General features: G+C 61.5%; 17 protein-coding genes and 2 pseudogenes. 11 read left to right on the top strand and 8 right to left on the bottom strand.

The features are described 5' to 3' along the window. Positions 1–176: 176 nt before the first annotated feature. Positions 177–2,090 (bottom strand): AMP-binding protein, encoded by a 1,914-nt coding sequence (locus ACQZF9_RS03510; RefSeq protein ID WP_428311889.1) that lies wholly within the window; start codon positions 2,088–2,090, stop codon positions 177–179. A gap of 547 nt (positions 2,091–2,637) precedes the next feature. On the opposite strand from ACQZF9_RS03510, the gene ACQZF9_RS03515 reads away from it, so the two are divergent. Then, the gene (locus ACQZF9_RS03515; protein ID WP_428311890.1) at positions 2,638–5,169 is read left to right on the top strand and encodes a TonB-dependent receptor domain-containing protein; all 2,532 of its coding nucleotides are present in this window, start codon (positions 2,638–2,640) and stop codon (positions 5,167–5,169) included. Positions 5,170–5,233: 64 nt separating this feature from the next. Beyond that, a complete protein-coding gene (locus ACQZF9_RS03520; protein ID WP_428311891.1) occupies positions 5,234–6,760 on the top strand; it encodes an OmpA family protein in 1,527 nt (508 codons plus the stop codon). Positions 6,761–6,879: 119 nt separating this feature from the next. Here ACQZF9_RS03520 and ACQZF9_RS03525 read toward each other — a convergent pair whose 3' ends face one another. The 6 genes and pseudogenes from ACQZF9_RS03525 to ACQZF9_RS03550 all read right to left on the bottom strand — a co-directional run bounded on the left by ACQZF9_RS03525 (position 6,880) and on the right by ACQZF9_RS03550 (position 10,869). After that, the gene (locus ACQZF9_RS03525; RefSeq protein ID WP_428311892.1) at positions 6,880–7,950 is read right to left on the bottom strand and encodes a 2Fe-2S iron-sulfur cluster-binding protein; all 1,071 of its coding nucleotides are present in this window, start codon (positions 7,948–7,950) and stop codon (positions 6,880–6,882) included. Further along, positions 7,947–8,600 carry a 3-oxoacid CoA-transferase subunit B gene (locus ACQZF9_RS03530; protein ID WP_428311893.1) on the bottom strand — a complete coding sequence of 218 codons (654 nt, stop codon included), beginning with the start codon at positions 8,598–8,600 and terminating at the stop codon, positions 7,947–7,949. Before ACQZF9_RS03530 ends, ACQZF9_RS03525 begins: the two co-directional genes overlap by 4 nt. 1 nt (position 8,601) lies before the next feature. Next, positions 8,602–9,336, bottom strand: coding sequence for a CoA transferase subunit A (locus tag ACQZF9_RS03535; protein ID WP_428311894.1), 735 nt, complete (start codon positions 9,334–9,336; stop codon positions 8,602–8,604). Between the two features lie 181 nt (positions 9,337–9,517). Continuing rightward, positions 9,518–10,171 carry a MarR family winged helix-turn-helix transcriptional regulator gene (locus tag ACQZF9_RS03540; RefSeq protein WP_428311895.1) on the bottom strand — a complete coding sequence of 218 codons (654 nt, stop codon included), beginning with the start codon at positions 10,169–10,171 and terminating at the stop codon, positions 9,518–9,520. Positions 10,172–10,489: 318 nt separating this feature from the next. Further along, positions 10,490–10,588, bottom strand: a pseudogene (locus tag ACQZF9_RS03545) (3-alpha,7-alpha,12-alpha-trihydroxy-5-beta-cholest-24-enoyl-CoA hydratase); the annotation flags it as partial. Continuing rightward, a complete protein-coding gene (locus ACQZF9_RS03550; RefSeq protein WP_428311896.1) occupies positions 10,561–10,869 on the bottom strand; it encodes a hypothetical protein in 309 nt (102 codons plus the stop codon). The pseudogene ACQZF9_RS03545 and the gene ACQZF9_RS03550, both read right to left, overlap by 28 nt. Positions 10,870–11,330: 461 nt before the next feature. On the opposite strand from ACQZF9_RS03550, the gene ACQZF9_RS03555 reads away from it, so the two are divergent. Continuing rightward, positions 11,331–11,789, top strand: coding sequence for a MaoC family dehydratase (locus tag ACQZF9_RS03555; RefSeq protein WP_428313357.1), 459 nt, complete (start codon positions 11,331–11,333; stop codon positions 11,787–11,789). Positions 11,790–11,827: 38 nt separating this feature from the next. On the opposite strand, the gene ACQZF9_RS03560 is transcribed toward ACQZF9_RS03555, so the two are convergent. Beyond that, on the bottom strand, positions 11,828–12,679 hold the full coding sequence (locus tag ACQZF9_RS03560; RefSeq protein WP_428311897.1) for an HpcH/HpaI aldolase/citrate lyase family protein: 852 nt from the start codon (positions 12,677–12,679) through the stop codon (positions 11,828–11,830). A gap of 416 nt (positions 12,680–13,095) precedes the next feature. Here ACQZF9_RS03560 and ACQZF9_RS03565 point away from each other — a divergent pair, with 416 nt between their 5' ends. The 8 genes and pseudogenes from ACQZF9_RS03565 (at position 13,096) to ACQZF9_RS03600 (ending at position 19,303) form a co-directional block, all read left to right on the top strand. After that, a complete protein-coding gene (locus ACQZF9_RS03565; RefSeq protein WP_428311898.1) occupies positions 13,096–13,710 on the top strand; it encodes an energy transducer TonB in 615 nt (204 codons plus the stop codon). 29 nt (positions 13,711–13,739) lie between these two features. Beyond that, positions 13,740–14,564 (top strand): MotA/TolQ/ExbB proton channel family protein, encoded by an 825-nt coding sequence (locus tag ACQZF9_RS03570; protein ID WP_428311899.1) that lies wholly within the window; start codon positions 13,740–13,742, stop codon positions 14,562–14,564. A gap of 4 nt (positions 14,565–14,568) precedes the next feature. Beyond that, on the top strand, positions 14,569–15,000 hold the full coding sequence (locus ACQZF9_RS03575; RefSeq protein ID WP_428310399.1) for an ExbD/TolR family protein: 432 nt from the start codon (positions 14,569–14,571) through the stop codon (positions 14,998–15,000). A 136-nt stretch (positions 15,001–15,136) separates the two neighbouring features. Beyond that, positions 15,137–15,571 carry an ExbD/TolR family protein gene (locus tag ACQZF9_RS03580; RefSeq protein ID WP_428310398.1) on the top strand — a complete coding sequence of 145 codons (435 nt, stop codon included), beginning with the start codon at positions 15,137–15,139 and terminating at the stop codon, positions 15,569–15,571. Between the two features lie 17 nt (positions 15,572–15,588). Then, a complete protein-coding gene (locus tag ACQZF9_RS03585) occupies positions 15,589–16,830 on the top strand; it encodes a hypothetical protein (protein ID WP_428311900.1) in 1,242 nt (413 codons plus the stop codon). Between the two features lie 123 nt (positions 16,831–16,953). Beyond that, a complete protein-coding gene (locus ACQZF9_RS03590; protein ID WP_428311901.1) occupies positions 16,954–17,610 on the top strand; it encodes a hypothetical protein in 657 nt (218 codons plus the stop codon). Positions 17,611–17,709: 99 nt separating this feature from the next. Then, positions 17,710–18,021, top strand: a pseudogene (locus ACQZF9_RS03595) (FAD-binding protein); the annotation flags it as partial. A gap of 124 nt (positions 18,022–18,145) precedes the next feature. Next, positions 18,146–19,303: a thiolase family protein gene (locus ACQZF9_RS03600; RefSeq protein WP_428311902.1), complete on the top strand. Its 1,158-nt coding sequence runs from the start codon at positions 18,146–18,148 to the stop codon at positions 19,301–19,303. Positions 19,304–19,598 lie beyond the last annotated feature (295 nt).

Here is a 19,598-nt window from a genome sequence, read left to right on the forward strand (position 1 = left end):
TGATTGATGCACCGCGCCGCACGCGGCGTTGTCGATCCCTTCCTCTCGCTCCCCGACGGTTACCCTTCCGTCCGGGAGCCATTCAGCCCCTCGCCATCGGAGGGGCTTTTTTTTATGTGGGTATCGAGGCGCGAGCTGACCAATCGGCGCGCGCCGGCCGATCGATCCGCTGCTGCTCAGACCGCAACGTTGACGACGGTCAGGAACTCGTAGGTACGAAACGCTTCCGTCAGTTGGTCCTTGATCGCAAGCCTGTCGCCGTCTCTCAAATGGACTGTGACCGTCACGCAGGGACGAAGGCCGTTCTCGTCGACCACGACGTCAACGCTGCCTCGCTCCGCAACCAGGCTACTGGCCAGGCTGCTGGCCACGCGACGCATCGAGTCATAACGCAGCGCGGGTTTGTTGATCTTGCCGACGGCTGTCATCGGCATGGCGGCTATGGCGATGATTTCCACCGGCACCGCGGCGCGTTCCTGCACGTCGCGCTTGCACAGATCGATCAGCTCCTGCACCGACGGCGCGCTCACGCCTTCCTTGAACTGCACGTAGGCGATCGGCATCTCGCCCTTGGCAGCGTCGGGCCGGCCAATCGCAGCAGCAACCTGTACCGACGGATGGCAGACCAGCACTTCCTCGATCATTTTCGGATCGATGTTGTGGCCGCCACGGACGATCACATCCTTGGCGCGGCCGAACATCCAGATGTAGCCGTTCTCGTCGATCGTGCCGAGGTCACCGGTGTTGGCCCAGCGCCTGTCGTCCGACATGCCGGTGATGAAAAAATCCTTGTCGAGACGGCTGTCGACGTAGCCCATCGTCACGCCGGGGCCGCCGATCGCGAGCAGGCCGCGCTCGCCCGGCGCGCACTCGCGGACGAAGCGGTTGCTGGCGTCGACCTCCACCACCTTGACCGGATGCCAGGGCAGGTGGATGCCGACCGATCCGGACACCGGTTGTGTGCCATCGTCGGGATGGCTCGACACCGCGCCATGGATTTCGGACATGCCCCAGAGTTCGCGCAGCCAGATGCCAAAACGCTGGTGAAAGCCGCGTAGCAGTTCGACCGGGATGGTGCTGCCGCCGCAGTTGAAGCAACGAATGCTGTGGCCTTCGGACGAAGTGCCCGGCAGCGCCAGGATCGCGGCAGCGGTTGCCGGCGTCGCGATCACTGAGGTCATCTTGTGACGCCGCGCGATGTCCCAAAAATGTTTGACCACGCCGACGTTGCGGAAGCCGTCGGTGGTCAAGGTCAGCAGCGTCTGCCCGAATAGCATCACGCGCAATGCGATCAGAACCGAGCCGCCGACATGGAAGTTCGGCATTGCATGCCCGACGACACATTCCGGCCCGGATCCGGCGAGGCCGCCCATGGTCCAGGCATTCAACAACTGCCCGCGATGCGACATGCGCACCAGCTTCGGTGCGGCCGTGGTGCCGCCGGTTGGCAGGTAGACTGCCTCCGCATCGGGATCATTGCCCGGTTCGAATTCGAGTTCCGCGGCGCTGCCCGCGACAGCGGTGTTGAAATCGTTCTGCGGATTTTCGGAGTCGACTATCAGTACCCGCTTCAGGCTCGGCACCGCGCCGACGATCTGATCGAGCTTGTCCCAGGCGCCGGCGCCGTGACGGCGCGTCGTGGTGACCAGCACGGTGGCCTTGGATGCGTTCAGAATCGCAGCGATCTGGCCGACCTCCAGGTAGGGATTGATCGGATTGGAAATGCCTGCGGTGGATCCGGCCCAGGATGCGATCAGCGCTTCAGGCAGCATCGGCAGGATGATCGACACCGACGTGCGCTCATCGCCCGACAATCGCTTGAAGAGATTGGCTGCGCGCCGCACCTGCGTCAGTAACTCGGCATAGCGGATATCGCGTGGTGCGACTTCCGGATCGGCGGACAGCAGATGACTCAGCGCGACCTTCTCGGGCGAGGCTTGCGCCGACGCCGCTATGCATTCGTAGATGGTGTTGCAGCTCAGAACATCTTCCGGCTTGGCCAGCTCGACTGCGGCAATATCCGCGGCCGACCGGAGCGTCGGCCTGAACAGATCGATGGTCCGGCCCGCCTGGGCCGTATGACTATTCATTAATTTTCTCCCCTCCGGTTTTGTACCGTGGCTGCGTCTTGTCGGCAGGCCTGCTGCCGCGGCCGTAGGAACGCGAACGCCTGCTGCAGCGCATCAAAAAGCGGCACTCATTAAATGATGCATTGTTGAATCGTATCAGTCCATACTAATAGAGAAAAGCAGGCCGGCCGGTATGGCTCGCCCTGCCTTGCATCCAGGTCCGGGCGTAAACCGTAACAGCCGAGTCGCAGCGATAAATAAGAGAGTACCTCTATAAAACAGCGAAAAGTCGGCAAATGGTAAGTTTCAATTGCCGCTGTTTTATCGCCCTCGGGAGCGTCGGATATGAGGAGCGCGAAACATTCAGGCCGGCTACATGAATCGTGTTGCATGGGCTGAAACCAGATGATATGGTCGCATACGAAAAGTGTCGCACCATAGCGGCCGTGCTGAGCAAACACACATTAAAGCTCGCGCGAACTCAAGCGTCATAACGAATTCAAGAACAGGCGCTCCGGCGCCACGTGCGTGTTCAACGACTTCAAAGTCGGTAACTGGAGGGAGAGTAGTGGATAAGAAGATATGGCGGAATGGCCTCGGCTGGCTGGTGCTCGCGTTTTCGCCACCTGGATTGGCTCAGATGGAGGCACCGGGGGATGCATCTGCCGCTCCCGCTCAAACCGCAGACGCGCCAGCTCCGGCGCCCTCGGACACGCAGCAGGCCGAATCCTCGACCGCAACCAGTAGCGTCCAGGAGGCCGGCGGCGACGGCGTGGCGCTGACGACGCTCGCGCCCGACGCCAGCCAGGCTGCGGCAGCTGAAGAGCCGGCTGCGGAAGCGGAAGCGGAAGCGACCACCGGCGGTAGCGGCGTACGCAACCGCATGATCGAAGAAGTGGTCGTCACCGCGCAGAAGCGCGAGCAGAACCTGCAGGAAGTAGCGAGCTCGGTGACCGCATTCAGCGGTGCGCAGCTGGAAGCACAGGGCGTGTCGGACATCAAGGACATGCAGCTGGTGACGCCGGGTCTGACTTACGACTCGATGGCCAGCTACTCGATCATCTTCATTCGCGGTATCGGTGGTGATGCCTTCCAGGCTGCGGTCGACTCCAGTGTCGCGACATATATCGACGGCCTTTATCTGCCGTTTACGTTCTCCGCCGCGCAGGCGCTGGGCGACGTCTCCCAGGTTGAAGTGCTGAAGGGACCGCAGGGTACCCTGTACGGCCGCAACGCGATCGCCGGCGCGATCCTGATCAAGCTCAAGGAGCCGAGCAACACGTTCCGCGCGGATGTGCTGCAGCAGGTGGGCAACTACGGCGATTACAAGACCAAGGGCGCGATCTCCGGACCGGTTCCTGGGCTGGATACGGTGACCTACAGCCTGTCGGGTCTGTATGAAAACCGCGACGCCTTCACCGAAAATTTCGTGCAGCCGGATCGGAAATATCTGCCGTATCGGAACATCGGTTTCCGCGGCGCCATCAAGTGGGAGCCGATGGATGATCTGAAAATGACGGCGTCCTATTACTGGTTGAAGAACCAGGATGCGGACTCGGTTGCCACCACGCTGCTAAAGGTAGCGCCGGCTTTCACGGCTTTGCTTACCGACAACGACGAAGCGCACAAGTCGGGCAACGAGCCGAATGTCGGTGTGCATGCGCTGACCCGTGTCGCGACCTTCTCGGCCGAGTCGCACCTGATCGACTGGTTCGACATGAAGCTGGTCTACGGACACACCGACGCGCTCAGCAACATCAACTTCGACTATGACTCCGCTCCGGAGCCGGTGCTCGACATCAGCGCGCTGCCGAACACCGCTCGTGCCGACTCTGCCGAATTGATCTTTACTTCAAACCCGGCGACTGCACCCGACTGGCTCGAGTGGGTCGGTGGTCTGTACTACGAAAACTCTTACAAGACCGGCCGCTACCCGGCGACGATCGATGCATTGGCGACCGTGCTTGGCACCGTGGGCTCACCATTGGGTAATGGCGAGTCGCCGATCTGCGGATTCCTGCAGACACTGGGTCTGGACTGCAACGCCGATCCGAACGCCAACCAGAATCCTCTGATCGTCGCCCCGATCATCAGCGGCATCCAGACCTACTCGTACTCGGCCTACGGCCAGTTGACTTTCAAGCTCACCGACAACCTTTCTGCGATCGCGGGTACTCGTGTCACTACCGAAGAACGCCAGCTGAAGTATTCGGGCGTGCAAGCCCTGGTCTCCAATGCGCCGATCGATATCGGCACGGTCGACGCGATCGTCTACAACCCGCAGCAGCACACCTGGAACAGCCTGACGCCGAACCTGGGTGCCAACTACAAGCTGACCGACGATATCCTGCTGTACTACAAGTATTCGGAAGCGTTCAAGTCGGGCAACTACAACGGTCTGAACATCAACAATCCGCCGACTCGCGTCGAACCGGAAACCGCCAAGTCGCATGAAATCGGCTACAAGACCGAACTCTTCGATGACCGCTCGCTGAAGTTCAACGGTGCGTTCTTCCAGACCGAAGTCGAAAACGCGCAGGTGCAGACGCTGGCGCTGACCTCCGGCGGCGTGACAAACCTGGTCAACGCAGGCAAGTACACCGTTCGCGGTACCGAAGTCGAGCTGAACTGGTTCGCTACGGAATCGCTGGTGTTCTCGGCAACCGGCGTCTACCTGCACGGTCGTTACGACGAGTTCGTCGGCAAGGGCTTCGATCCGACGCTGTATCTATACACGCAACATGACTTCAAGGGTAACGACACCGTCAGAACGCCGAAGTGGTCCGGTACGCTGGCGGGCAGCTACAGCTTCCCGCTCGGATTCTGGGGCTTGGAAGGCGATGTCGGTGCCGACGTGTACTACAACGACGGTTTCTTCTATGACCCGCTCAACACGCTGACACAGGAGTCCTACTACATCGTCAATGCCCGCCTTGGCATCAATGACCCGGCGCACAACATCCGCGTCAGCCTGTTCGGCAAGAACCTGGCCGACGAAGTGTTCTTCACGCAGAAGTATCGTCAGGACTTCGGCGACACCGGCATCTACGGCGCCTCCCGCACCTACGGCCTGACCTTTACCTGGAACTACGGTTCTTAAGGTCGACATGAAAAGCCAGAACGTGCACGACGACGCTGATAAAAATCGAGTGGTGGGAGAGACAATGAATCGCAAGAAGATGATTTACGCCGCCGCGCTAGCGGCGATCGTGGGAGGCCTGGTGTCGCGGCCTGCGCAGGCCACCGAGGGCCCGTACATCGGCGCGCGTATCGGTGCCAGCAAGGCCGGCACGCAGACCTATGACTGGAAAGGTCAGCAGACTGTGCTGCCGGTGCCGCAGCAGCCGATCATCGTCGAAGACCAGCTGATGGATAACAGCGGCGAATCGATCGCCGACTACAAGTACAAGGCCGGTCTCGCTTACGGCTGGGTCGGCGGTTATTCGTTCGCCAACGGCTTACGGCCGGAATTCGAACTCGACTTTCGTACCGACAAACCCAAGAGCATCGACTTCCTGACCGCGGGCACGGCCGGCAATGCCGAAGCCGAAACCAAGAACGTGAGTTTCGACACCTCGACGGTGTTCCTGAACCTCTGGTACGACTTCTTCCCCGGCTCCAGCTTTCACCCCTACATCGGCGGCGGCGGCGGCGTTATCCGCTACACGATGAACCATTTCCGCGAAAACGTGGTGGCTGTGGGTCGCCACACCGACGGTACGGTGATTTCCGTCATCACGCCGACCGTCGAAGACACGCGCCGCTCCGACGACGCGCGTTTCGCCTATCAGGGCGGTGCCGGCCTGCGCTACGACTTCAGCGATCAATTCACGGTCGGTCTGGACTATCGTTACGTCAAGGGTGGCACGGGCAAGTTCTACGTCTACCGCCTGCAGCCGCAGACCCATTTCGATGCGGACTACGACGCGCAGTCGGTGTTCCTGTCGCTGGACTGGTATTTCCACAAGCCGGCCGCTGCGGTCGCGCCGGCCGCTGCACCTGCGGTCACCGTTGCACCGCCGCCGCCGGACAGCGATGGCGATGGTGTGATCGACGATCTCGACATGTGCCCCGGCACGCCGCCCGGCACCCCGGTGAACGACAAGGGCTGCCCGCTGCCGCCGCCGCCGCCGCCCTGCAAGATCCCGGCGCCGGGCGAACGCGTGTCGCTGGCCGGTTGCGGCACCGGTGACGTGATCGTGCTGCGCGGTGTCAACTTCGATTTCGACAAGGCCAGCTTGACGCCCAACGCGAAAGCGATCCTCGACAACGTCGGTGACGAGCTGGTGGCCAATCCGCAGATCAACGTCGAAATCGGCGGCCACACCGACTCGCGTGGTTCCGATGAGTACAACCAGAACTTATCCGACAGGCGTGCGTCCTCTGTGGTGCAGTATCTGGTGGGGCGCGGCATCAACAGCGAGCGTATGACTTCGGTTGGTTATGGCGAGACTCAGCCGATTGCGGACAACGACACCGATGAAGGCCGCGAGCTGAATCGTCGTGTCGAGCTGAAGATCGTCGGCGCAAGCGCGGACGGTTCGATGGCGATTCCGTCCAAGCCCGAGCCCCAGCCGATGCCGGCAAGCGAGCCCAGCAGCATGGAGCAGCAGCCGACTGTGGCCGAGCCCGCCTCGGCCGCCGAACCAGCGGCCGAGGGAGAGAACCCGTTTGCCAGTGCGACGCCGTAGTAGCTAGCGGATGATGCAAAAAGGCCCGACCGATGTCGGGCCTTTTTTATTGGCCGGGCCGGTATTACCGACCCCCATAAAAAAGCCCCGACGAGTCGGGACTTTTCGGTGCGATTACGCTAGGGCATTTTCGAAGAATGGCTCGCGTCGGTGAACTTGTCGTAGTGGATCGATTCCAGGCTCATGCCCTGCTCGGTCATCGACGAGATGCCGGCGTCGATCATGCCCGGCGGTCCGCACATATAGCCTTCGGCGGTTTTCCAGTTGATGCCAGGCAGTGCATCGGTGATGAACTGAGTGACCAGGCCGCGGGCGCCAGTCCACGAGCTGTCGGCGGGCTCGTGAGACAGCACCGGCAAAAAAACGAACCGGTCAGCCCAGCCATCAGCGATCGCCTGGATCTGGTCGACCATGTAAAGATCGGCTTGCGTGCGGGCGCCGAACAACATCATGCACGGACGTTTCACCCGAGTATGTTTCGCGTGCTCGAGCAGACTCAACAAAGGTGCCAGTCCGCTACCACCGGCGATGCAAACCATCGGGCTGGCATTCGGCCGCAGATAGAAGTGACCAAAAGGACCCTCGATCTCCAGCGATGCGTCCGAGACCTTGCCGTCGAACAGGGCTTCGGTGAAAGCCCCGCCGGGAATCTTGCGGATGAAGAAATTTATGGTCTTGCGGCCTTCACGTTCGGGGGAGTCGGCGAACGAATAATTGCGTTCCCGTTCCATCCCCGGCGTGCGCAAATTGGCGTACTGTCCGGCGACGAAGCGGATCGGGCGATCCAGTTCGATGGTGACTTTCAGGATGTCGTGCGTCAGCGATTCGGTAGCCGCGATCTTGCCGGTGTACTTCTCCGGCGCTGGGGCATCGCTGACAAGCGGTTCGACGGTGACGCGCGTCAGCGGGTCCTTCGGTATCGCCTGGCAGGCCAGGATGTAGCCGGCCGCGATTTCCTGCTGAGACAGGGTGTACCCGAAATCACTGAGGGCGTTCACGCGGCCGTGTTTGAGCTTGCTCTTGCACGAGCCGCAGGTGCCGACCGTGCAGTTGTGCGGGTAAGGAATGCCGGCTTTCAACGCCGCTTCCAGCAACGTCTGGTTGCTTTCCATTTCGAAGCTGACACCGAAAGGGGCGACTTCAACCACCTTCGCCTGTTTGGGCCCGAACAGTGACTTGAGCAAGCTCATGACAGACTCTCTTCAATGGCGAAATGGGCTTCGGTCTTGCTGCGCAGCTCGTCGATGGTGACGCCGCTGGCCAGCTCCAGCAGTTTCGGCGGCTTGGCGCCGCTGCGATCGATCTCGAACACACCGAGATCGGTGATCAGCAGATCGACCACGCCCTTGCCGGTCAGCGGCAGATCGCAAGCTTGCTTGAACTTCGAGGCGCCGCTCTTCTCGCAGTGGTCCATCACCACGACCACGCGCTTGACGCCGGCGACCAGGTCCATCGCGCCGCCCATGCCCTTGATCATCTTGCCGGGCACCATCCAGTTCGCCAGATCGCCGTTGGCTGCGACCTGCATGCCGCCGAGAATCGACAGGTTGATGTGGCCGCCGCGGATCATCGCGAAGCTGTCGGCGCTGGAAAAATAGCTGGTCTGCGGCAGTTCGGTAATCGTCTGCTTGCCGGCATTGATCAGGTCCGGATCGGCTTCGCCTTCATACGGGAACGGCCCCATGCCGAGCATGCCGTTCTCGCTTTGCAGCGTGACCTTCATGCCGGCCGGAATCATGTTCGCGACCAGCGTCGGGATGCCGATGCCGAGGTTGACGTAGAAGCCATCCTGCAGTTCACGCGCGGCGCGCAGCGCCATTTCGTCGCGGGTCCAGGCCATGTCAGATCTCCGAACCGGCGGCAGCGCTGCCGGCTTCGCGTTTGCGGGTGGTCAGGCGCTCGATGTGCTTGACGTAGTGCTGGCCGACGAACACGCGGTCCACGTAAATGCCCGGCGTGTGGATCTGGTCGGAATCCAGCTCGCCGACTTCGACGATCTCCTCGACTTCCACCAAGGTCAGCTTGCCGGCGGTGGCGATCATCGGATTGAAGTTGCGCGCGGTCTTGCGATACACCAGGTTGCCTTCGGTGTCGGCCTTCCAGGCTTTGACCAGCGACACGTCGGCGACCAGGCCGGTCTCCATCACATACCACTCGCCGTTGAACTGCCGCGTCTCCTTGCCTTCGCCGACCGCGGTGCCGTAGCCGGTGCGCGTGTAGAACGCCGGAATGCCGGCGCCGCCGGCGCGAATGCGCTCGGCGAGCGTGCCCTGGGGATTGAACTCGATCTCGACGCCGCCGCTCATGTAGAGCTGCTCTAGGATCTTGTTCTCGCCGACGTAGGACGCCAGCACCTTCTTGATCTGGCCGTTGGCGAGCACCGCCCACATGCCGTGGTGATCGGCGCCGACGTTGTTGCCGATCACGGTCAGGTTCCTGGCGCCGGTATCACGCAGCGCGGTGATCAGGTTCTCCGGAATGCCGCACAGGCCGAAGCCGCCGGACATGATGGTCATGCCATCGCTCACCGCGCCGGCCATGGCGCTGGCGGCGTCTGGGTAAATCTTGGATCTCATGTACGCCCTGTATTCGGAGTCATTGTGGGGCGCCGCGTCGACGCGGCCCTAGGTTATCGGACGAATGCACGGGAACGACGCCCGGCGCACAGCCGCCGGCGGCGCGGCCGAGCTTTTCTCAACAACGTATGCTGCCATACTTTATTGACGAGCGCCAAGCAATCGGCGCCGCGGACCGCTTTCAGTCGACGCCCGCGTCCGAAAGCTTGGCGAACTGCTGTAGGGACTCCTTGATCAACGACAGCATCCGCACCAGGTTGGCGCGGTCGGCTGAGTTCAGGTTGACGAGGATGCGGTTGTTGAACTCGTCTTCTTCAAGCGTCATCTTCTTGATGAAGGGCTGCGCTGCACGAGTAAGGTACACGCGCTTGGCGCGCTTGTCGGTCGGATCGGAACGGCGTTCGACCCAACCGTCGGCCTCGAGCTGTTCGACGACGGAGCCGAGGCTGGCCTTGCCGACTTCGAGCACGTCGGCCAACTGCGACTGCATCATGCCGTCGTGGCGCGACAAATGCGCCAGAATCCACCAGCGTGCCCGGGTGAAATTGAACGGCTTCATTAACTGGTCGTAGGCGGCGCGCCGCATACGCGACACGTCATGGACCAGGAAGCTCAAGCGAATCGCCTGCCGCGACACGTCGTCGGTTGCGGGCATCCCGTCCATCAATGCGATCGGCGTGACCTCTGGCTCGACGGCGACGGCTCGGCTTTTCGCGGCAGGTTTCTTTGCTGCCGCTTTCGGCGCTTCTGATTTAACTTTCCTGGATGGCGCCGCGGCCTGAGCCGCGTTCTTGCGCGCTGCCGGGGTTTTGGACGACGGCTTCTTGGTCGACATTTTTGGGTGGCCTTCGTTTCGGATCGTGGCGGGAATCCACCCCTCCGGCCGAGAGCCCACCGATCGGCGGTTGCCTGGGTCGGAATAATGATATCCCCCAACACCAATAATATAGGCAATCCACAGCCGATCACATCTGTCGACTAAACGTCGCCGTTTCCTTCAATCGTGACGGAGTCACGCCACGGCGATCTGGGCTTGGCCGAGATCCAGCACGACCACGCTGCGCTCGACGCTGACGCAGCAAAATTCCAGCAGCCCGTTTTCGCCGAGCCACCATTGCTTGCGCAAAGTTTCTCCCAGGAATACGGGCCTGGTAAAACGAGCGCCTATCATCAGCAGGCGCGCCGGATCATGGGCGCAGATACTTCGAACCAGCGACTGGCACGCTACACCGTACGCGAATAGACCATGCAAAATGGGGCGATCGAAGCCTGCTTTGCGCGCGACGGCCGGGTCGGCCTGCAGGGGGGGGTGTAGTCGCCGTTGAGCCGATAGAGCAAAGCCGCCGAATCGGCGAGCAGGATGTCGATGCTGCCGTCGGCTTCGTGTCCCGGCACGGTTGCAAACGCCAGTCCCGTTTCACCCCAGCTGCCGCAGCCCCCATCACCTCGCAGGAAATAGACGCTGTCGACCGTGCCGATCAGCTTGTCGCCTTCGCTGTACAGCGACTTGCGAAAAATCCAGCAGCGCGCCACCGTCCTGACCCTTGGCAGCGACGCCGGTGACCTGATGGCGGGCTGTCACCAGCACCGCGGCCGGCAAGGGGCGCAGCATCTGGACCGGCTGCTTGACATGAACCATCCACGGCCAGGCGATGCCGAACTCTGGCCTTTTCACCCACAGACCCGACGCGACAGCACGCCGGCCATCGACGGCAAGGCCCGCACCCGGGTTCGTATACCAGTCGCAAATCACCGGCGGCGAGCGAGTCCTGGCAAGCCCCGACCGACGAGGAATAGAGCATGGTGTCGCGGACGGTGTAGCGCTGCTGCACTTCGGGGAAGGCAAGGGCGACGACTTGATCGCGGTTCATCTGCAGGTTCGGTTGGCGGCGCTGTATGCAGAAACAATAATATGGTTCAATACTAACAGTCCGCGGCGATCACAGAACCCAATAAGTCAGCCGCGCCGTTCAACCAAGTGGGAGTGTGGACAGATGGCGGGCGTGTATTTCGACGAGCTGAAGGTAGGGCAGGTATTCGATCATCCGATCCGGCGGACGATTACCGAGTCCGACAATGTGTGGTTCACCGCCATCACCCATAACCCAGCGTATCTGCATCTGGATGAGGAGTACTGCCGACAGCACACCGAGTTCGGTACGCGTATCGTCAACAGCGCGTTCACGCTCGGCCTGATGGTCGGGATTTCGGTCAACGACACCACGCATGGCACAGCCGTCGCCAATCTCGGCTGGGACGAAGTGCGTTTTCCGAAGCCTCTGTTTCATGGAGATACCTTGCGAGTAGAGTCCGAAGTGCTGCAGCTGCGTGAGAGCAAGTCGCGCCCGAACGCTGGCATCGTTGAATTTCTGCATCGTGGTTACAACCAGAAGAACGAACTCGTCGCGCATTGCCGCCGCAGCGCCCTGCAACTGAAAAAAACCGCTGAGTAAAGCGTCGACTCGTCGCCGAACTCGACGTTGCGGCGGATTCATGCAGCGAGGGTTCTGCGCACCGCCTTCAGATGCGGAATGTCGTACATCTTGCCGTCGATAGACACCACTCCGGCACCGGATGCGAAAGCGTCGACGATTTTCTGCGCGGTAGCTCTTTCATCGGCGCTGGGCGTAAAGGCAGCGTTGATGATCGGAACCTGATCCGGATGTATCGCAATGCGGCCGATGAAGCCGTCGTAACGAGAGGCTTCGCAAGCCAAGCGTAAACCTTCACTATTCTTGAAGTCGACGTAGACGGTATCGAGTACTTCGACGCTCAGCGCATGTGCTGTAAGCAGACACTGCGTGCGCGCGTATTCGTACACCGGACGCCAGCTACCGCTCGGCGAACGTGGATCGCCAGCGCCCATTGCTGAACTCAGATCCTCCGCGCCCCAGGTGATAACTTGGATGCGTGGATGGGCGAGCTTCACCAGTTCGCCGAGGCGCAGCACCGATGACGGCGTTTCGGTCACGATTGCCGTGATGCGGATCTGTCCTGCGGGTAGTCCGTGCTCGCTCTCGAATGCATCAAGGTAGTGGCCGACCACGCTGACGTCCTTAGGCCCGCGTATCTTGGGGAGCAGGATACCAGCGGGCCGAGCGGGAACTACCGCTGCCAGATCCTTCAGCAATTCGCCGGATGCGAGGTCGTTTACGCGCACCCACAGCTTTTCGCGTGAAGTGGCCGACGACAAGTATTCACTCATCATCGTGCGTGCCAAAGATTTGCGCGCTGGCAATACCGCATCCTCCAGATCAAGCACCAGCGCATCGGCGCCGGCCGAGGCCGCTTTCGCCATTTTCTTTTCACTGTCTGCTGGCACGAACAGGGCAGAACGAATCATCGAGTGTCCATTTTGGGGGTTGAGAATCGGAAGAGATCGGGGTACGGAAATGAAGTAGTGCCTTGCCGCCGGAATTTTGATTGGTGGTTGAGCGCATAAGACGCTTGGCGGGAGCTGACTTTGCCAATACAGTATGAAGGCGTACAAGTTTTATTCTGGAACCGCAGTGCATATTACGATTCCGGTCGCTGGTCCCGTTGGTTCATGCTTGCTCGGGAATGGCTCGAAAACCTTGGTTCTGGCTCGACGGGGCCGCCCTGGCAATGCCCCGGAGGCGTGCCGCAAAGATAAGCTCTATAAAAAAGTAGTATTGGTCATTACGAAGTGGTATTGTGCCATACAAAATGCACCGTCCCCTGCGAGATGGTGATCAAAGAAGGTTCGCCTAAGGCGATCCGTGCGAGGAGGTCAAGAAGATGGAATTTGGCAAACGCCAAGATCCGAAGAAGCGCGTGATCGGTATCAGCGGCGTTGTGATCTTTCACATCCTGCTGGTATACGGCCTGGTCAACGGTCTCGCCCGCAAGGCGATCGAGCTGTTGCCGGCGCCGATCGAGACCAAGATTCTCGACGAGGTGAAGACCGACGAAGCGCCGCCGCCGCCTCCGCCGCCGCCGAAGCTCGACATCCCGCCGCCGCCGTTCGTGCCGCCGCCGGAAATCAACATCGCCTCGGCACCGGCGCCGACCAACACCATCACCGCGTCGAACAAACCGGCGCCGCCTGCGCCGCCGAAGCCGGCGACCGGCGTGACCAGGGCGCCGGTAGTGAAGGCCAAGCTGTGCCGCGAGCCGGACTATCCCGCCGTCTCTGAGCGTCTCGGTGAAACCGGTTCGGTGACCTTGCAGCTGCTGGTGGGTGTCGACGGCAAGGTGACGGATAGCAAGGTGCAGACCTCGAGCGGCTTCGAGCGTCTGGACAAGGCGGCGCAGGCGGCATTGTCACGCTGCAAGTTTGAACCCGGCTCTGTCGATGGCAAGCCATCACCCGCATGGGCGCAGTTGAAGTACACGTTCCGTAAGCAGAAGTGAACATCCGCAGAATCTGGAGGAGATGAGAGATGGTTTCAATCAAGCAGTTGATGCACGCGCTGGCCGGAGCCGCCCTGGTGGTGTTGTCGAGCACGGTGTTCGCACAGGACCCGGCGCCTGCCGCGCCGACAACGGAAGCCGCGCCGGCCGAAGCGCCGCTGGCCGAAGCGAAAACCGAGAGTGTCGAAAACCCCTACGGCATCGGCGCGCTGTGGAAGCAGGGCGACTTCGTTGCCCGCTTCGTGCTGATCTCGATGCTGATCATGTCGGGTGCGACCTGGTACATCATGATCGTCAAGTTCATCGACCAGACCAAGCTGATGGGCCAGGCGAAAGCCGCCAACGCGACGTTCTGGAAAGCCCGCTCGGTGCCCGACGGTGTCAATTCGCTCGCCGCCGGCAGCCCGTTCTGGTACATCGCCGATCGCGGCGTCTCCGCACAGAACCACCACGAAGGCACGCTGGTCGAGCAGATCGACCTGAGCAGCTGGGTGACGATGAGCATCAATCGCGCGGTGGATGAAATCCAGTCGCGCCTGCAGGGCGGTCTCGCGGTTCTCGCCACGGTCGGTTCCACCGCGCCCTTCGTGGGCCTGTTCGGCACGGTCTGGGGCATCTACCACGCCTTGACCGCGATCGGCATCAGCGGCCAGGCGAGCATCGACAAGGTCGCCGGTCCAGTGGGCGAAGCGCTGATCATGACCGCCATCGGTCTGGCGGTCGCCGTCCCGGCGGTCATGGGCTACAACTGGCTGGTACGTCGCAACAAGGCCGGCATGGAAGCGGTCCGCGCGTTCTCGGCCGACCTGCACAGCGTGCTGCTGTCGGGCTCGCGCGTCGGCGACAAGGCCTGATCCGATGGGCATGAACATCGGCAGTGAAGGATCGGGAGACGAAGACGAAGTCGTCTCCGCGATCAACACCACGCCGCTGGTGGACGTGATGCTGGTGCTGCTGATCATCTTCCTGATCACGATCCCGGTGGTGACGCAGACGATCCCGGTGAAGCTGCCGAACGAACGCAACCAGGCGCTGCAGACCAAGCCCGAGAACATCACCATCGTGGTGGACAAGGAAGGGAACATGTACTGGAACACGCAGGCGATCCCGGACGTGAACACCCTCCTTGAAAAGCTCAAGGTCGAGGCGGTGAAAGTGCCACAGCCGGAAGTGCACATCCGCGGCGACCAGACCGCGCGCTACCAGGCGATCGGCACGGTGATGGTCACCTGCCAGCGAGCGGGCATCGCCAAGATCGGCTTCATCACCGAACCGCCGCCGCGCGGATAACAGAAACCCCTCTCCCCTTGAGGGAGAGGGTGGCGCGCAGCGCCGGGAGAGGGGTTGTGTCCTGCACCGGAACAACCCCTCTCCCCAGCCCCTCTCCCACAAGGGGAGAGGGGTTCAAAAGACGAGGACGCAGACGATGGGAATGAACCTAGGAAGCGGCAGCGGCTCCGGTGATCCGGAAGTCGTGGTCGACGTCAACACCACGCCGCTGATCGACGTGATGCTGGTGCTGCTGGTGATGCTGATCATCACGATCCCGATCCAGACGCATGCGGTGAAGCTGGACATGCCATCGGCGAACCCGCCGGCGAGCGACGCCCCGCCGCCGCCGGCGGTGGACCTGGAGATCGACTTCGACGGCACGGTGCTGTGGAACGGCACGCCGATGGACCGCGGCACGCTGGACGCGAACTTCCGCCGCGAAGGCGAAGCGGGAGAAAACCAGAGCGAATTCCATATCCGCCCGAACAAGCTGGTCGAGTACAAGTACGTCGCCGCGGTCCTGGCCTCGGCGCAGCGTCACGGCGTGACCAAGATCGGTCTCGTCGGTAACGAACAATTCATGCAGTAGGCAAGCAGCAGGACTCCATGCACAACCAGACCTCGAAAACCTTCCGTCTCGCCTCCGGCGCCTTGCTGATGCTGATCGGCGCGCAGAGCTTTGCAGCCGACAAGCCGACCGTGCGTCCGGAAGTCGGCGCGCCGCTGCAGGAAGCCCAAAAAGCGCTGCAAACCAAGCAGTACGCCGAAGCGAAGAACCAGATCGGGAAGGCCGAAGCGATCGGCAAGCTGACGCCGTATGAGAGCTACATTCTCGCGCGGCTGAAGGCATCCGCGGCGATTGGTCTAAATGACTATAAGAGCGCTCTGTCGGGCTATGAGACGGTGCTCGCTTCCCCCGAACTACCGGCCGCTGAAAAGCTACCGACGCTCGATGCCTATGTGAAAATCGCTTATGCATCGAAAGACTACGTCAAAACTTCCGAAGGCATCGCCAAGTACAAGGCGGCCGGCGGCACCAGCGCGGAAACACTCGGGCTGTATGCTCAGTCGCTGTACCTGGCTGGCAAATACAAGGAAGCTGGCGCCGAGCTGACCAGTCAGATCAACGCACTAGAGGCGGCGGGCAAGCGCCCGACCGATACGCAGTTGCAACTGCTCGCAAGCTGCGCCTTGAAGCAGAACGACATGGTGGCCTACACCGCTTCGTTGGAAAAGCTGGTCACCTACAGCCCGAAGAAGGACTACTGGCTTGACTTGATCCTGCGCACCGCTCAGCGCCCTGGCTTTTCGCAGAATCTGGCGCTGGATGTGTATCGCCTGCGCAGTGCGACGGGCACTTTGGAAAAGCCCAACGACTTCATGGAGGCCTCACAGTTGGCCTTACAGGCGGGCTTTCCCGGTGAGGCGCAAAAGTTCCTTGACGATGGCTACAAAGCCAAGGCACTGGGCACCGGTCCCGACGCGAGCCGCCATCAGCGGCTGAAGGATCTGATCGCCAGGAAGCTTGCGGAAGATAAGGCCACTCTCGCCGAGGGCGAGAAAGCCGCAGCGGCCCAGCCTACTGGCGACGCTTTGGTCAGTACCGGCTTCAATCTGGTGGCCTACGGCGATTACGCCAAGGGCATTCCGTTGATGGATCAGGGCCTCAAGAAAGGCGGTCTGAAATCCATTGATCAGGCCAAACTGCATTTTGGCTACGCTTATCTGCTGGCCGGCAAAAAAGATCTGGCAGAAAAGACCTTCGCAGGCGTGCAGGGCACCGACGGGTCCAAGAATCTGGCTCGTCTATGGACGCTGCAAGCGCGTAGCGCACCGGCCAAGAAATAAGCTGCGAGCCGTTACGTCGCGCTGATAGCATCCTAGGCGGCGAGGGACATAAAGATGCACTGGAGTCGGAGGCGCGCTTGATCGCGCCTCCACCATCCGGTGCCGCGACATGGAGGAGAGCAGATGAATAGCACCACGAACTTGGTGCGCCGGGTGAGACTGCCGGCGCTGTGGGTGATCGCGATGTTTTCGGCGCCGACGGCCAGTGCAGCATTGACCCAGCCTTGGACTTATGTGATGGCCTGGTCGCCGCAGTATTGCGAGGAACATCCGGGTGAAAAGAATCAGCCTCAATGTGCTGACATTAATTATTTCACGCCACGCGCGCTCGTCGCCGAGAAGGCCTACGCCGTCGTCGACTGTCAGCCCGCCAAGGGGCTGACGGAGTCCCAGGTAACGCGGCTGATGCCGCTGGTGGGCAATCGCAAAGAGCTGATCACGCGCTGGCGCAAGGAGGGCGGCTGCGTCGAGGTGCCTTTCGATCAGTACGCGATGAAATTCGATTACGTGAGCCGGCGGGTCAGCGTGCCCGAGGCCTACCAGCAGCTGGAACAGCGGCAATATTTTCAGGCTGAGGAAATACGCCAGCAGTTTCTCGACGCCAACCCTGGCCTTCCCGCCATGGGAGTTGCGTTGCATTGTGTCGACAACGAGCTCAGTGAAGTCAGCATTTGCTTGAACAGCAATATGACTTTTCGCGAGTGCGCGATGATCCAGGATGACTGCTCCGGCCGCACGCTGATGCGCGGTGCGCGCTTGGCTCGCTTCAAGAAGCGTTGATTGCGTAGCCGCGTTCGGGCTACTCAAATGCATAGTAGGTATACATACTTGTAAGGCGCTGACGAAAGCCCTGCTGCACTCGGCTGCGCGTCGGGCTCCAGCGACGCGTTCAAGATCATCTACAGCCTCGCCGACAAGATGGGCGCGGCGGTCGGTGCATCCCGCGCGGCCGTTGACTCGGGCTACGTGCCGAACGATCTGCAGGTCGGCCAGACCGGCAAGATCATCGCGCCGGAGCTGTACATCGCCGCCGGCATCTCGGGTGCGATCCAGCACCTGGCCGGTATCAAGGACGCGCGCACGATCGTGGCGATCAACAAGGATGCCGAGGCGCCGATCTTCGAGATCGCCGACTACGGCCTCGTCGCCGATCTGTTCACCGCGGTGCCGGAGCTGGAAGGCAAGCTGTAATCTCGCTTTGCTCAAACGCACATTAGTAGGCAACAATACGATATTATGACGGCAGGCGGACCTTCGTCGCGCCCTGCCATTCCTGTATCGCGGAATGCCGTTCAGCCCGTTTGAGAGTGCCGTCATGAACCAAGCCGTAATCGCCGGATTCGTCCGCACACCTTTCCACATTTCACGCAAGGGCCGCCTGATCGATACGCGGCCTGACGACATGGCGGCGGTGGTGCTGCGTGCGCTGGTCGATCGCAGCGGCGTCGATCCGACGCTGTTCGAAGATGTGCTGATGGGTTGCGGCTATCCGGAAGGTGAGCAGAGCCGCAATATCGCACGCATCGCAACCTTGCTCGCCGGGCTACCCAACACTCTGGGCGGCGCTACGTTCAGCCGCGCCTGCGGCTCGTCGATGACCGGGGTGCACTACGCGGTCGGCCAGATCGCTGCCGGCATGGGCGACGCTTTTATCTGTGCAGGCACCGAGTCGATGACGCGTATCCCGATGGGCGGCTTCACGCCATCGCCCAACCCGCGCTTTATGTCCGACGCGCAGCCGGATGCGGAAATCACAGTCGATGCCTATATCGCGATGGGCCGCACTGCCGAAAACGTCGCCGCACAGTACAAGGTTTCGCGTGCTGACCAGGATGCGTTCGCGCTGTCGTCCCAACAGAAAGCTGCTGCTGCGCAGGCGGCTGGCAGCTTCGCCGATGAATTGGTCGCGATGCCGACGACGGCGGGCATTGTCGAGGCCGATGGTTGCCTGCGCCCGCAGACGACGCTGGAGGACCTGGCCAAGCTCAAGCCGGCATTCGATCCGCAGGGCTCGGTCACCGCTGGCACTTCGTCTCCGTTGACCGATGGCGCAGCGGCTGTGCTGGTCTGCTCGGAGGCATTCGCAGGTAAGCATGGCCTGCCTGTCCTGGCGCGTGTTATTGCCTCCGCAGTCGCGGGCTGTGCTCCAGAAATCATGGGAATGGGCCCGATGCCTGCCACGCAGAAAGCGCTGGCGCGCGCCGGCTTGAAAGCAGGCGACATTGACGTCGTCGAAATCAATGAAGCTTTCGCCAGCCAGGCACTCGCCTGCCTTCGCGAACTCGATATTGATCTTGCTCGTGTCAATCTGGATGGCGGCGCGATCGCTCTGGGGCATCCAGCAGGCGCGACCGGTGCCCGCATCGTGGGCAAGGCAGCCCAGTTACTGGCGCGACACGGTGGACGCTACGCGCTGGCGACGCAATGCATCGGCGGCGGCCAGGGCATCACCACGATTTTGGAGCGGGTCTAATCCAGGCGGTAAAGATTGCTCGCCTGGCCGCCCGGCTCGGCGCAATGTCTGTATGAGTGGGGCGGCCATTTGGAAGCTCGACCCGACCGAGGTTCCGAGCTTAGGAAGCACCTCCCGGTCTCGCGGGCCCTGTCCAATCAGGATTTGGTCCGCTGATGATCTCGTCGGCTGCGCTTGCGATCTTGAGCCGGTCCGAGCGCAGATGTCGCTGTCGCCCGATGAGCCAGACACTGAGTGACAGCGGCAGGAGTCGGCGGGCGTTGCTGCCCCATCCTGCCAAAATCGTTAAATCTCA

The sequence above is a fragment of the Hydrocarboniphaga sp. genome, from assembly GCF_965279055.1.
Lineage (GTDB): Bacteria > Pseudomonadota > Gammaproteobacteria > Nevskiales > Nevskiaceae > Hydrocarboniphaga.